This is a genomic window from Kordiimonas gwangyangensis DSM 19435 = JCM 12864 (assembly GCF_000375545.1).
In the GTDB taxonomy this organism is placed as follows: domain Bacteria; phylum Pseudomonadota; class Alphaproteobacteria; order Sphingomonadales; family Kordiimonadaceae; genus Kordiimonas; species Kordiimonas gwangyangensis.
Genome location: NZ_AQXF01000005.1, coordinates 1 through 13,891, shown reverse-complemented (window position 1 = coordinate 13,891; position 13,891 = coordinate 1). Strand labels below are relative to the sequence as shown.

Sequence of the window (13,891 nt, the reverse complement as noted above, 5' to 3'; positions counted from 1 at the left end):
AAATGCTGAAACTCAGTTCTCTCATTGCAGGTCTCATGATCTTCGCCTCAGGTTCTGGATTATCCGCGGTGCAGGCGGACACCGGCACCCTGTTGATCATCGGCGGCGCACTTGATGCTGAGAATGTGGAAGTGCACGAAGCTTTTCTGAAGGGAAGTGGTGCATCAGGCACCATCGCAATTATTCCGGCGGCATCAGGAAGCCCCGCCGGCTCAGCCGCTTATATGGTGGAAAGATTGGCGGCATTTGGTGCCAACCCGGCGCGTATCAGCACCGTGCGACTGGCGACAGAAGATGACACATCCACCCCCGATGCCGATGAAAGTACATGGTGCGGGAATGCCTATGATGATCGCGAGATTGCCAAGCTTGAAGCGGCGTCTGCGGTATGGTTCACAGGCGGCGATCAAGCGCGCATTGTCGCCTGCCTCATCGCGGAGGATGGTAGCGATACGCCCATGCTGGCGGCTGTTCGCGGCGTTCTGCAGCGCGGCGGTATCGTCGCGGGCACCAGCGCCGGTGCCGCCATCATGTCCCGCACTATGATGCTGGGTGGGGAGAGCATTGAGGCCCTTACCGGCACCGCACCCTCGGACCCCAGTGACGCTTTCAAGCTTGGTATCGGTCTTGGTTTTCTCGCCTGCGGTGTTGTTGACCAGCATTTTGGCCAACGTGCCCGCCTCGGGCGGCTGGCAATGGCACTCGCCGCGCAAGAACAGCCGGACCGTCTCGGCTTCGGGATTGATGAAAACACGGCGTTACTTGTTGATCCCGCGCAGGATACCGCCACGGTGCTGGGCGCGGGGGCCGTTACTGTCCTTGACGGCCGACAGGCCAGCTTCGGCGCCGCCCCGGTGTTCGCCGCTACCAACTTTGTGCTCAGCATGGCAGTGGGTGGCGACCGGATCGCACTCGCTACGGGCGCGATATCACTCGCACCAGGCCGTAAGCCCACCGTGGGCGGGGAATACTACAGCCACGCGCCGCAAGAAGGTGGCGGCCTTGCACTGCCGGCGGCCAGCCTTGACCGACTACTTGGCCGTGACCTTCTGGACAACAGCTCCAGCGCGTCAGTTAGGGCGCTCAGTTTCCTGAACAGTGGCAGGGGCGTGCGCTACCGCTTCACGCAGACGGCGCAGTCGGCTGCTTTCTGGAGCGAGGCTTCTCCCGACCACTACACCCTCACTGGCGTGCGCTTCGACATAGAGCCTGTGCGCGTCGTTATCCAGTCAATTCCCAAGAATGAGGCCAGCCAATGAGCCCAGTTTCAACGAAATACTCCCTTGTCCTCCATGGCGGTGCCGGTGCCCGCGCGGGCCGCGACTATGCCGAGGTTGAGGAACACCTGCTAGCGCTTGAACGCCGGGGGCTATCCATGCTGGAGGCCGGCGAAAGCGCAGTTGATGTGGTGGAAGCCATGGTGCGCGATATGGAGGCCACCGGCTTTTATGTCGCCGGGCGGGGCGCGGCGCCCAATAGTGCCGGGCACGTGGAACTGGATGCTTCGATCATGGACGGTGCACATGCGCGTGCCGGTGGTGTTGCCGCCATCCGCGATGCGGCGCATCCCATATCCGTTGCACGCGCAGTCATGGACCATACGCCTTACCTGCTGCTCGCGGGCGTGGGCGCGGAAAAGTTTGCACGGAGCCAGAAGCTCGATTTTATCGAGGACCCGACGAACTACTACCGCACGCCTGTTGGCACGACGAAGGAAGAGTTGACCACTGAGGAGCTTTGCCACGGCACCGTCGGGGCTGTGGCTTGTGATCGGCGAGGCTATCTCGCGGCCGCCACCTCCACGGGTGGCCTGTTCGGTAAGCCGGAAGGCCGCATTGGCGATACGCCGCTTGTGGGTATCGGCACATGGGCGGACGGGCAGGTGGCCATTTCCTGCACAGGCATTGGCGAGGCATTCATCATGGCGGGCGGCGCACGCCGGATTGCCGACCTTATGACACTTAAGGGCATGGGTCTTGCCGATGCCGTCCAGCATTTCCTGACAGACGTGAAAGCATTGCGCGGCGACGGCGGCATCATTGCCGTGACCGGGCAGGGCGAGATCGTTTGTTCCTACAATTCGGAAGGCATGAAGCGGGCTTGGGGGAGCCAGCACCGTCCCGCCGAATCCCGGACTTTCGGAACATCCGAAAATGTCTACCCCGCTGTCTGAACTTGTTACCCAGCCCACACACAAAATCTTGAGGAGGAAAACCATGGGCCAGTACACAAAATGCAAGTCAATTGCACTGTCTACCACCATCCTGAGCGCCATCAGCGGTACTGCCTTTGCGGCGGACGCCGAGAATGTCGTCTTTGAGGAAATTACCGTTACCGCTACCCGGCGGTCGGAGAGCATACAGGACATTCCCTATAATATCTCAGCCGTCACAGGCGCAAGCCTTGAGAAGGTTGGCGCGCAGGATATGACCGACCTGTCGCGCATGGTGTCCGGCATCCAGTTCATCGATACCGGCGCACGCTCGAACGGTAAGTTGATCATGCGCGGCCTGTCGGACGGCGACCTTCAGGCAGCCGAAAACCAGGGCTCGGGCAGCACGGTTTCGCGCTATGTGGGGGATACCCCCCTGACCGCGGACCTCAAGCTCTTTGACATCGAACGTGTTGAAGTGCTGCGGGGGCCGCAGGGCACCCTTTATGGGCGCGGTGCCATGGGCGGCACTGTGCGTTATATCCCGAACGCCCCCAAAACCGACGGCTTCGAAGCCTCGGTGGATGCGGAGCTATACGGGCGCAAGGCCAGCAAGGGCATTTCCTACGAGCTTACCGGCATGGTCAATGTCCCGGTCAGTGACCGCGTCGCCATCCGCGCTGCGGCCAACTATCTGAAGGACAAGGGTTTCGTTGACTATGTCAACGTGCTGACGAACCCCGGCACCAGCAACGAGACCAAAGTGGTCAAGGATGCCAACGGTGAGGAAACACTCAACCTCAAGATCTCAGCGCTGGTTGAGCTGAGCGAGAAAGCCAGCATCACCGCATCCTACTATCTGCAGGATCAGGATGCCGAGGGGCGCCAGGCGGTGAACCCTGAGTTTACCGGCGACAAGTATTCCTCCGCGCTACGCTATGAGGAGCCGCGCACCAATAAGGACGAGATCGCCAACGTAACCCTGAACTGGGACCTTGATGCGGTGAGCCTGACATCCACCACGTCCTACTCGAACTACACCGGTCGCGGCCAACGGGACCAGACCGACCTTCTGGTGGTGGATATCTATCCGGGTTACGCCAACTTCCCCTATTTCTCGAGCTTTACCGAGGAAGTCACCCTTGGTGACGAGGCATGGGTGCATGAAACCCGGCTCGTTTCCAACAATGAAGGCCCGCTCAACTGGATCGCTGGCATTTACTATGAGCACCTGAACGATAAGGGCGGCCACTCGAAAGAGTTTACGCCCGGCTATCAGGACTGGGCAGGTATCGACACTGGTTACGGTGAACTGGAATACTGGTCCTATGGCCGTGACACTTTCACCGAGAAGGCAGTGTTCGGCGAGCTGTCCTATGACGTGAGCGAGCGCTGGAATGTGACCGTTGGCGGCCGCTACTTCCACCAGAAAGTGGATGTGAAAGAATCCTGCGACCTGATCCCGATCTACTGGTACTGGAGCGGCGTCGACCCACTCGTGCCTGAATGTTCCGGTAGCGACTATGATGGCGACACGGGTGTGAACACGGTCAAGGACCAGGTCTTCAAGATCAATACGTCCTATGACATCACGGATGACGTCAAGGTTTATGCCACCTGGGCCGAAGGGTTCCGCCGCGGCGGTGTGAACTTTGGCTTGTTGCTGACTGACGAGGAAAAAGGCTTCGGGCCCGACAAAGTGACCAACTATGAATTTGGTTGGCACTCAACCCTTGCGGACGGTCGCGTGCAGTTTAACGGAGCGCTTTTCTATATCGACTGGACGGGCATTCAGGTTGGCACCAAGTCGGAAGTGGCGGCGATCAACATCACCAGGAATGGCGGCAAGGCCACATCAAAAGGTGCGGAGATCGACACCAAGTGGCAGGTCAATGACAACTTCCAACTGGGCGGCAGCTTCACCTATACCGACGCCAAAATCGGTGAGGGGGCTGACGCTGTTGGCGGTGTTGAGGGCAACAAGCTGCAAGGTGTGCCGCAGGTCTCCTGGAATGCCTATGTGGATTATAACCGCAACTGGATGGACGGAGAGATGTTCGCCAATGCCTCGATCTATCACCGCGGCAAGATCAAGACCCGTCTCAACAGCCTTGCAGTGTTCAATAACGACGATCAGCAGATCCTGCCGAGCTTTGAGGTTGTGAAACTCACCGCCGGCTACAAGCGCGACAATTGGAGCGTGAAGCTGTTTGCAGACAACCTCTTCAACGCCTATGGTCAATCTGGTGGCCGCGGTGCAGGCCGGTACGGCGTGCAGGGCTCGTTCGTCTATGTGATCGCGCCACGTACCTTTGGTCTCAGCTTCGGCTACGACTTCTAGGCCGGTACCAGCAAGTTATGGCCGGTGGGGTCCGCCCCGCCGGCATCAGTTTCAGATGGACATAAACGTGACATTGCGCCCCGATCAGATCGCCAGTATCAAGCATCATCTGCAAGCAGGTTTTCAGGCTCTGCGCACGCGGCGGTTTGAAGATGCTGTCCGGCACGCGCACGGCGCGCTCTCGCATGACCGCGGTGCGGTTGAAGGCCACATGCTGATGGGCTTTGTGGCCACAGAACGGGAGGACTGGGGCATCGCCCGCGAGGCATTTGCAACCGCCATCCGCCTCGACCCCCGCCTTGCTGACGCATGGGTGATGCTCGCGCGCACACTGCTTGTCACCGGCGAGCATGTGGATGCTGAGAAAGCTGCCGGAAACGCCGAAAAGCTCGGCCTTCGCTCGGTGGAAATGCTGGATACCTTGGGCACCGTCTTCTCCCAGCTTGGCTTTCAGGCCCGTGCATTGCCATTCTTTGAAGCTGCGCTAGAGGCGCGGCCAGACTATGCGCCTGCGCGCCTCAACCGCGCCAGTGTACTGACCTTCCTTGGCCAAAACACAGAGGCCTGCCGGGACCTCGAAGCTGTTTTGGCGAAGGACACCAAGAATGACAAGGCACACTGGATGTTGGCCCGGGCACGGCCGGCAGACGGGGAGGCTCACATTGAGGCGCTTGAGGCGCGACTGGCGGACCCTGCGCAGTCCAAAGTGGGCCGCGCCATGATCGGTTATGCGCTCGGCAAACTCTACGAAGACCAAGGCGCATGGGATGCCGCTTTCAAGGCTTATGAGATCGGCGCAAAAGCAAAACGCGGAACACTCTCCTATAACGAAAAGCAGGAGGTTGACGCCAGCGCCGCGCTGATCGCGCACTGCGACCGCGATTGGCTTGATGCCCAGCAAGGTCATGACGAAGCAGGCCCTATTTTCATCATCGGCCAACCGCGTACCGGTACCACACTGGTTGACCGCATCATATCTGCCCACAGCGACGTCACGTCCGCCGATGAACTCCAGCAGTTCGGGATTTGCCTTAAACGGGCGAGTGGCGTGCGTGCCGAGGGCACGGTCGATGCGGCCATTGTTGCATCAGCAAAGGACACTGACGTAGCAAAAATTGGCCGCGCCTATCTGGACGCCGTTGCAAATATTCGGGGCACTACGCCCTATTTCACCGACAAACTGCCGCAGAATTTTTTCCATCTCGGCTTTATTGCGGCGGCCTTGCCTAAGGCACGGTTTGTTCATCTCACGCGCGACCCGATGGACAGTTGTTTCGCAAGCTACAAGCAGCTCTTCGCGCACGCTCACCAACATTCCTACGACCAACAGGAAATGGCACGACACTATGTGCGCTACCGGGCGCTCATGCGCCACTGGCATAAGGTAATGCCAGGGCGCATCCTCGATATCGCCTATGAAGACCTGGTTACGGACACGCCCCGCGCGGCACGGCGGATCATCAGTCATCTGGGGCTCGGTTGGCAGGACGCCTGTGCTGAGCCACACACAAACCACACAGCAGTTGCTACCGCTAGTGCACTACAAGTGCGGGAGAAGGTGCATACCCGCTCCGTCGGGCGCTGGCGTCATTTCAGGCAGCATCTGTCGCCGATGCGAGAAACCTTGTGTTCCGGTGGCATAGAAGGGGCCTGACGCCTCGGCGGAGGAGTTTCGCTGCGGTACTTGAGTCGATATTTTCGGGTGTTTAGTGCCTACTATAACACCTGATGAGCGTCTTTTATCTCTTCGAGGCGTTCTGTTGGTTAGGAAAATATTCAACAAATACATATATTTATAATGTTCTCTGATTTTTCTTTTCAGAATCCTCTTGTCATATCCGCTTAGGTGTTATACATAACTAATACACCGGCACGATAAAACGCCCAAACAGACACGACGCCAACTTCCAAGCACGGCGGAATAAGATGACTAGGGCTCAGCGAGGAAAACGTGCCGGTGGGGCAACAGGTAAAAATACCAGGCCCGAGTGACGAGAGCGAGAAAACAAAAATACCGCGAGAGACCGTCACGACAGTGAGGAGATGAGCAAGGGGGCCGGGAAAAATGGCCAAAGATGCCAACCGGCCCCTCCGGCTCTTTAGAATAAAACAAAGCGCGAAACGCGCATGAATACGACAGCAAAAGAGCAACGCCCGAAAGAGGGCCATAACAATAAAAACAGCGAGGAGAAGAAAATGTCACTGCGTTCCTATCATTATGCAAAACGGTCACACCGCCGCACCCGCCGCCTGGCACGTGAGGCAAGCCGAATTGCTGCGCTCGATAGCCAGTTTCGGGGCCAGTCTGACACATCGTTCACCACTTTTGCCTAAGGGGAAGAGCCTATGACGCCGGATTGGACGGATGACCAGCCGATCTACCGGCAACTGAAGGACAAGGTAGTTGCGGCCATCATGGAAGGCTCGCTTCGCGAAGGTGAAGCCCTTCCGTCAGTACGCAACGTAGCTGTGGATTTGCAAATTAATCCTATCACTGCCTCAAAAGCCTATCAGGAGCTGGTAATGGACGGTCTGGTTGAAAAGAAACGCGGACTGGGAATGTTCGTCGTTGACGGTGCACGCGACCGGCTTATGGAAGCCGAGCGTGACCGTTTCATCAAAGAAGAATGGCCGCGCGTGCTGGAGACAATCCGCCGCCTTGGCCTCAACGCTGAAGAGCTGCTCAAAAGCAGCCAGAAACACTAGGGGAGGCTGGAATGACAGGACAGACATCAGGTACCCCGGTTGTTGAAGCCCGTGGCCTTGCCAAACGCTTCGGCAATTTCACCGCGCTCAAGGGCGCAACTTTCACCATCCCACTCGGCCGCATCGTTGGGGTCATCGGCGCAAACGGCGCCGGCAAGACCACCATGCTCAATGCCGTGCTCGGCCTCTCATCCTATGAAGGCGAGCTGAGGGTTCTCGGTCATGATCCGTCAAAGGAGCGCCCGGCGCTGATGCAGGATATCTGCTTCATCTCCGACGTGGCGACCCTGCCGAAGTGGATGAAAGTTGTTGAAGTGCTCGATTTTGTGGAATCGGTGCACCCGAAGTTCGACCGCGCGAAGGCGATGAACTTCCTCAGCCGGACCAAGGTGCCGCTTGAGCGCAAGGTTCGTGCGCTCTCGAAAGGCATGACCGTCCAGCTTCACCTGGCTGTGGTCATGTCGATCGACGCGAAGCTTCTGGTGCTGGATGAGCCGACACTCGGCCTCGACATCATGTTCCGCAAGCAGTTCTACCAAAGCCTGCTTGAGGAATATTTCGACGAGGAACGCACCGTCATCATCACCACCCACCAGGTGGAAGAGGTGGAGCATATCCTCTCGGATGTGATGTTCATTCGTGACGGTGAGATCGTGCTCGAAGCGGAGATGGATGAGCTTACGCAACAGTTCATCGAGGTTCTGGTCGCGCCCGGCAAGGAAGCCGAAGCGATGGCCCTCAAGCCCATCTCGAAGGGTACGACATTCGGGAAATCAACGTGCGTCTATAAAAATATCGACCGCGAAACGCTTGCCAAACTGGGCGAAACGCGCCGCCTTGGGCTCGCCGATATCTTCGTGGCGACAATGACAGGAGAGGGGCAATGAACACATTTGTAGCCCTGGTGAAACGCGAGGTACTGGACGGCAAGAACGGGTATATCCGGGTGCCGGTGATCCTGGCGGGCCTGACGGTCCTTCTGGTGATCTGCTCGAGCCTCGGTTTTGGTAACATGCTGTATTTCGACGGCATGGAGCACGAAGGCATCGAGAATCTGGCGGATGCGATGAACAAAGCCGCCGCCCGTGAGCCCGATGAATTTCCCGCAGCCATTACAATCGGTTACTGGATGATGAGTGTGCTGGCGTGGGTTGCGCTGCCGTTCGTGATCTTCTTCTCGCTCCTTGGGGCGCTGTATGAGGAACGCCGTGACCGTTCGATCCTGTTCTGGAAATCCATGCCGGTTTCCGACTGGCAGGAAGTGCTGGCCAAGTTCTTCACGCCGATCGTTGTTGCGCCCATCGCTTTCCTTGGTGTGGCCATTGTCGCGCAGTTGGTGATTGCCGTTTTCCTGAGCATTCTCATGGTGTTCCAGGGCGGTCCGGTGCTTGACTTGTGGCCTGTGGGCCTGATGATCACCAGCTGGTTTGGTGTTCTGTCCCACTTCCTCATCTCGATGATCTGGGCGCTGCCGCTGTTGGCTTGGGTGCTGTTTGTTTCGGCATATGCCTCCCGGATGCCGTTCCTGTGGGCGATCCTGCCACCCTTCGTGGTGATGATTGTTGAGGAACTGTTCCTTGATAGCCATGTGATCGCAAGCTGGGTTGGTACCCACATGGGCGGTTGGCAGGACGGCGCATTCCGCGACATGCCGAACGACTTCGACGGCCCGCGTGATCTGCTGATGGCACTGGTAAATGGCCTGCAATGGCAAGGGCTTAGCTACAGCTTCGCCAACCCGCAATTCTGGCTTGGCATCGTGATTGCCGGTGGTTTCCTGTGGGGTGCCGTAGAGCTCCGGAAGCGCGCGATCTAAGTGCCGCCTTCCATAAGAAAGACAGAAAGGTCGCCTCTGGCGGCCTTTTTTATTGGCTCTGTCAGGTGAGGGTGAATGTGCCTGCCTCAGGGTACCAATGTGTGCAAAAGCTGTGCGGGAAGTGTGCGGGAAATTGGCCGAATGTGTGCGGAAATGCGCGGAAAGTGTGCATGAAAAAGGGCCGCGCCGTGCAGCCCTTTTTGACCTCGGTTGCCCGGCTATATTCTAGCGCAGTTTGGACAGGAAGTCCTGCACGCTGTCGCGGAGACTGAGGCCGTTTTCCTGCAGCGCACGGATTTTGGAAGACACTTCCTCCGACGCCTGACCGGTGCGGTGGGTGGCGTCCTGCATGCGGGCGAAGTCGCCGATCACGCCGCTGGTGCCTTCGGCTGCGAGCGCAGCACTTTGGCTGATCTCTTGCGTAGCAGCAGCCTGCTGGCTGACGGTCGATGATACCTCGTTTGCGATCTCATCCACTTCCGTGATGCGGGTGCTGACACGCTCAAATGCGTTTACAGCATTGTTGGTCGCGCCCTGCAGTTCGGCGATCTGCTGCGAGATTTCGTCGGTCGCCCTCGCGGTTTGGGTCGCCAGCGCTTTCACCTCGCTCGCCACCACGGCAAAGCCGCGACCCGCTTCACCGGCGCGTGCCGCCTCAATGGTGGCGTTGAGGGCCAGGAGGTTGGTTTGGGATGCGATGTCGTTAATCAGCTTGATCACGTCGCTGATTTTTTTGCCGGATTCGTTCAGGGTTTGAATAAGGCGCGCCGCCTCCGACGCTTCCTTGAGCGCGGCTTGCGTTACCTCTGCCGCGCGGCCCATATGCTCGCTCACGTTCGCGACCGAGGCTGAAATCTCTTCCGTTGCGCTTGCGACTGCGTTCACGCTTGAGCCAGCGCTTTGCGCCTTGTGTGACGCCTCGGTCATGCCGCTGCTGGTTTCTTCTACCGCCATGGACATGGCCGCCGACGCGGCTTCGAGTTCATCCGCCGTGCTCCCAAGGCGGTTGATCGCCGCCATGACGGATTTCTCAAACGCTGCGGAAAGTTGTTCGATCGCAGCGCCAGCCTCAAAATCACTCATCTTGTAGTCCCCTCCGTGCAAGCCGGCACTGCCCGTGCCGTAACCTGTGACTTTGCCCCCGCCAGGCACCCCAATGCCCGGCTTTTGGTTTCATGTGATGCCACCCTAGGGGAAAAGTGCAGTGGAAAAAAGGGGGCAGTGCATCATCCTTCAAATGAATTGATTTTGTCAGGGCAGGGCTTGACGATCACAATTAATTGTATATATGTACAAATATGCAAATAAATGACGCCATATCGATTTTAAGCGCCCTGGCGCAAGACACACGGATGCGGGCGTTCCGCCTTCTGGTGCGCTTTGGGGATGAGGGTTTGCCTGCGGGCCGTATCGCAACCGAGCTGGATGTGAACGCCACCACCTTGTCACGCCATCTGGCGCAGATGGAGGCGGTGGGCCTGCTGACATCGCGGCGCGACGCAAGGCAGGTGATCTACCGCCCGGACTTTAACGTCATGCGTGGCCTGATGGCCTACATGATGGAAGACTGCTGCGCCGGCGAGCTTGGCTTGCCGGCAAAGGGTGAGGAACTGAACCAAGAGAATCGCACGTGTTGCGACAAGTGAAGGATGGGAAAATGAAAAGACTGCATGTTCATGTAGGCGTGAAGGACCTGGACGCCGCGATCAAATATTATTCCGCCATGTTCGGCGCGGAGCCCGTCAAAGTGAAGGACGATTATGCCAAATGGGCGCCCGATGACCTTGCTGTCAATTTCGCGGTCTCCAAATCCTGCGGCTGCGGCGGTGAAAGCCGCGGGGTAGGGCACTTGGGCGTTGAAGTGCAGTCGGACGAAGACCTTGCCACGCTCGGTACGCGCCTGAACGGTATTGAGGCACCGATGCGGGTGGATGGTGACGTAAGCTGCTGCTACGCCAAATCCAAGAAGGCATGGTCCGAAGACCCGGCAGGGGTAAAGTGGGAGCTGTTCCGCACCTACGACGAAAGCGATGCCCTCGCGCCCACACAGATCGGTGAGCAGAACCTGAAGGGCTTCAACTAGGTTTTCAGTGTTGAGTAAGAGTAGGGGCGGTGCTGCGGTGGTGCAGTGCCGCCCTTATGCTTTTGAGGGATGCCAGCCGCGTTCGGCCAGTTCATAGCTCATGAATTCAAAGCCGGGGGAGACGGTGCAGCCGCATAAGGTCCAGTCGCCCTGGCTTTGAGCGTGCTGCCAATGGTTGCCGGGCACGAGCGTTTGCGGGCGCATGCCGCCTTTAAGGTCGGACCCCAGCGTGTGTTCTTTCACCTTGTTGTCGCGGTCAGCGATGGAGAGGGTGAGCGGCGCGCCGGCATACCAGTGCCAGATTTCGTCCCCGTCCGTGCGGTGCCACAGTGCATCCTCGCCGCCCTCCAGTAGGTAATAGATGGCGGTGGAGTATCCCCGCTCAACCGGGCCTTCCTTGTGCTGGTAGGTGCGGCGGTAGAAACCGCCTTCCGGATGTGGCTCAAGGCCGAGCAGGTCGATGATGTCTTGTGCGCTGGTCATGGTCTCTCTTCGTCCAGAACGTGCGTCTGGATCACTTCATCAGTTCATATAGGGCGATTGCCGCCGCGTTCGAGACATTGAGGCTCTCGACCCGTCCGCTCATGGGGATTTTGGCGATAGCGTCACAGTGCTTGCGCACAAGCGGGCGCAGGCCTTTGCCTTCCGAGCCCATGACGATGACCAGATTGTCGCCAAGCTTGATATCAGCGAGTGCGGTGTCAGTGTGGCCGTCAAGCCCCACATGCCAATAGCCAAGGTCACGGAGCGCATCAAGCGTCTGGCTGAGGTTCGCGACCCGTAGCCACGGCATCACCTCAAGCCCGCCGGAGGAGGCGCGGGCAAGCGTGCCGCTTTCGCCGGGGCTGTTGCGGTCCTGCGTGATCAGCGCACGGGCACCAAGGGCTGCGGCCGAGCGCAGGCACGCGCCCACATTATGCGGGTCGGTGACCTGATCGAGCATCAGGATGATGTTCTTTTCGCCCTCAACGGGTTCCAGCTCTGAAATGTCATGGCCGGGCAGGGGGCGCACTTCCATGAGGATGCCCTGATGGGGAGAATCAGAGGGCACGCTGGCACGCAGCACGGCCTCATCTTCCACTCGTTCCACCTTCACGCCGGGGCGGAGGGAGAGGAGCTCATCCGATAGCGCTTTTTCAAGCGCGATGATGCGCACACATTCGCGCGCCCGGTTTTTGAGCGCCGCCTCAACCGCGTGGCGACCAAAGAGGAAAAAGCCGTCTTTTGATTTGGGGCTCAGGCCCTTCGCGCTGGGGGCCGCGCCGCGCCCATCTTGGCGCCTGTCGCCGCGCGCCTCATTACGGCTCTCATGGCGGCCCTCATAGCGCCCTTCATTTCGGTTATCACCCCGGCCTTCAGGGCGGTGGCTGCGCTGGCCATCCGCCCGGCCATGGCCTTGCCGTGCCTGCCCGTCTAGTCGGCCACCTTGCTTGCCAGATGGCTTACCAGAAGGCCTACCGGGCCGCATATTTCCTGTCTTTTTCATGGTCGTCCCAAGCGTGTGGGTTGTGTGGTGCACGGCGCTGCGCGCACTTGCCTTATGCCTGTCACATACGCGAAAGAGCCACCTATATAAAGCAGTTTGAAAAAAATGAAGATAGTTCCGAAGTTGCTGTTGACATGCCCTCAGATATGCGCATATTGCGCCTCACCGCGACGCTGGTGTGTGAGTATGCACAGGCGTAAATAAATTACATAGTGGAGGGGTTGGGGAGCGGTCAAACCCAACAGACTGTAAATCTGTCGCCTTCGGCTTCGCAGGTTCGAATCCTGCCCCCTCCACCACTTATCCTTCCTCGACCAAAGCCCGATGTAGAGGGCTTTTGCCCTGGAAGGCTTGTTGTGTTCGAGAGGAGCCGCTGGCTTGTGCGGGTGTAGCTCAATGGTAGAGCAGAAGCCTTCCAAGCTTACGACGAGGGTTCGATTCCCTTCACCCGCTCCAAAATAACGTCCCTCTCGGGCGCGGAATTCATGTGGCAGTCCATGGGTGGGTTGCTGCGAATTTGACACAGAGAAGCTCGCCCAACGCACGGGCGTGGTTGCTTGCAAAGGTAAACGGGCAATGGCAAAAGCAAAGTTTGAACGTAACAAGCCGCACTGTAACGTTGGCACGATTGGTCACGTAGACCACGGCAAGACGACGCTTACGGCTGCGATCACGAAAGTTCTGGCAGAAGCAGGCTTCGGTGAAGCTGTAGACTTCGCGAACATCGATAAAGCTCCAGAGGAGCGCGAGCGTGGTATCACGATCTCGACCGCACACGTTGAGTATGAGACGGCTAACCGTCACTATGCACACGTAGACTGCCCGGGTCACGCTGACTATGTTAAGAACATGATCACGGGTGCCGCCCAGATGGACGGCGCGATCCTCGTAGTGAACGCAGCAGACGGCCCAATGCCGCAGACGCGTGAGCACATCCTGCTTGCCCGTCAGGTAGGTGTACCGGCGCTTGTCGTGTTCATGAACAAGGTTGACCAGGTTGACGACGAAGAGCTTCTCGAACTCGTTGAGATGGAAATCCGTGAGCTTCTCTCTGAATACGACTTCCCGGGCGACGATATTCCGATCGTATCCGGTTCTGCGCTTGCAGCGCTTGAAGGCCGTGACGACAACATCGGTAAAGAGAAGATCCTCGAGCTGATGCAAGCAGTTGACGACTACATCCCGCAGCCTGAGCGTGCGATCGACGGTGCATTCCTGATGCCTGTTGAGGACGTATTCTCGATCTCTGGCCGTGGTACGGTTGTTACCGGTCGTGTAGAGCGTGGCATCGTTAAAGTTGGTGAGGA

At 58.5% G+C, this 13,891-nt stretch carries 14 protein-coding genes and 2 tRNA genes; 13 read left to right on the top strand and 3 right to left on the bottom strand.

Annotated elements, in window-relative coordinates:
* Window positions 1-2 precede the first annotated feature (2 nt).
* From B150_RS21195 to B150_RS0114090, 8 genes are all read left to right on the top strand, one after another.
* Entirely contained in the window at window positions 3-1,259 is a 1,257-nt protein-coding gene (locus B150_RS21195; protein ID WP_020400588.1) for a cyanophycinase, read from the top strand.
* Window positions 1,256-2,173, top strand: a complete 918-nt coding sequence (locus B150_RS0114120; RefSeq protein ID WP_020400587.1) for an isoaspartyl peptidase/L-asparaginase family protein — start codon at window positions 1,256-1,258, stop codon at window positions 2,171-2,173. The genes B150_RS21195 and B150_RS0114120 overlap by 4 nt, the downstream gene beginning before the upstream one ends.
* A 43-nt stretch (window positions 2,174-2,216) precedes the next feature.
* Window positions 2,217-4,493 (top strand): TonB-dependent receptor, encoded by a 2,277-nt coding sequence (locus B150_RS0114115; RefSeq protein WP_020400586.1) that lies wholly within the window; start codon window positions 2,217-2,219, stop codon window positions 4,491-4,493.
* Window positions 4,494-4,560: 67 nt separating this feature from the next.
* The gene (locus B150_RS0114110) at window positions 4,561-6,147 is read left to right on the top strand and encodes a tetratricopeptide repeat-containing sulfotransferase family protein (protein WP_162139707.1); all 1,587 of its coding nucleotides are present in this window, start codon (window positions 4,561-4,563) and stop codon (window positions 6,145-6,147) included.
* Between the two features lie 542 nt (window positions 6,148-6,689).
* A complete protein-coding gene (locus B150_RS0114105; RefSeq protein WP_155860083.1) occupies window positions 6,690-6,827 on the top strand; it encodes a hypothetical protein in 138 nt (45 codons plus the stop codon).
* A gap of 12 nt (window positions 6,828-6,839) precedes the next feature.
* Window positions 6,840-7,199: a GntR family transcriptional regulator gene (locus tag B150_RS0114100; RefSeq protein WP_020400583.1), complete on the top strand. Its 360-nt coding sequence runs from the start codon at window positions 6,840-6,842 to the stop codon at window positions 7,197-7,199.
* Window positions 7,200-7,210: 11 nt separating this feature from the next.
* Entirely contained in the window at window positions 7,211-8,086 is an 876-nt protein-coding gene (locus tag B150_RS0114095; protein WP_020400582.1) for an ABC transporter ATP-binding protein, read from the top strand.
* Window positions 8,083-9,015 carry a hypothetical protein gene (locus B150_RS0114090; RefSeq protein ID WP_020400581.1) on the top strand — a complete coding sequence of 311 codons (933 nt, stop codon included), beginning with the start codon at window positions 8,083-8,085 and terminating at the stop codon, window positions 9,013-9,015. Before B150_RS0114095 ends, B150_RS0114090 begins: the two co-directional genes overlap by 4 nt.
* 225 nt (window positions 9,016-9,240) lie before the next feature.
* Here B150_RS0114090 and B150_RS21190 read toward each other — a convergent pair whose 3' ends face one another.
* Window positions 9,241-10,098 (bottom strand): methyl-accepting chemotaxis protein, encoded by an 858-nt coding sequence (locus B150_RS21190; RefSeq protein ID WP_020400580.1) that lies wholly within the window; start codon window positions 10,096-10,098, stop codon window positions 9,241-9,243.
* 215 nt (window positions 10,099-10,313) lie between these two features.
* On the opposite strand from B150_RS21190, the gene B150_RS0114080 reads away from it, so the two are divergent.
* Both B150_RS0114080 and B150_RS0114075 read left to right on the top strand, forming a co-directional pair.
* Window positions 10,314-10,661: an ArsR/SmtB family transcription factor gene (locus B150_RS0114080; protein ID WP_025895961.1), complete on the top strand. Its 348-nt coding sequence runs from the start codon at window positions 10,314-10,316 to the stop codon at window positions 10,659-10,661.
* Window positions 10,662-10,672: 11 nt separating this feature from the next.
* The gene (locus B150_RS0114075; protein WP_020400578.1) at window positions 10,673-11,098 is read left to right on the top strand and encodes a VOC family protein; all 426 of its coding nucleotides are present in this window, start codon (window positions 10,673-10,675) and stop codon (window positions 11,096-11,098) included.
* 54 nt (window positions 11,099-11,152) lie between these two features.
* On the opposite strand, the gene B150_RS0114070 is transcribed toward B150_RS0114075, so the two are convergent.
* A complete protein-coding gene (locus tag B150_RS0114070; protein ID WP_020400577.1) occupies window positions 11,153-11,581 on the bottom strand; it encodes a cupin domain-containing protein in 429 nt (142 codons plus the stop codon).
* 31 nt (window positions 11,582-11,612) lie between these two features.
* Window positions 11,613-12,584 (bottom strand): 23S rRNA (guanosine(2251)-2'-O)-methyltransferase RlmB, encoded by a 972-nt coding sequence (gene rlmB, locus B150_RS0114065; protein ID WP_202899284.1) that lies wholly within the window; start codon window positions 12,582-12,584, stop codon window positions 11,613-11,615.
* Between the two features lie 214 nt (window positions 12,585-12,798).
* Here rlmB and B150_RS0114060 point away from each other — a divergent pair.
* The 3 genes from B150_RS0114060 to B150_RS0114050 all read left to right on the top strand — a co-directional run.
* Window positions 12,799-12,883, top strand: a tRNA-Tyr gene (locus B150_RS0114060).
* An 83-nt stretch (window positions 12,884-12,966) separates the two neighbouring features.
* Window positions 12,967-13,040, top strand: a tRNA-Gly gene (locus B150_RS0114055).
* Between the two features lie 120 nt (window positions 13,041-13,160).
* A partial coding sequence (locus B150_RS0114050; protein WP_020400575.1) for an elongation factor Tu occupies window positions 13,161-13,891 on the top strand: 731 nt, incomplete at its 3' end.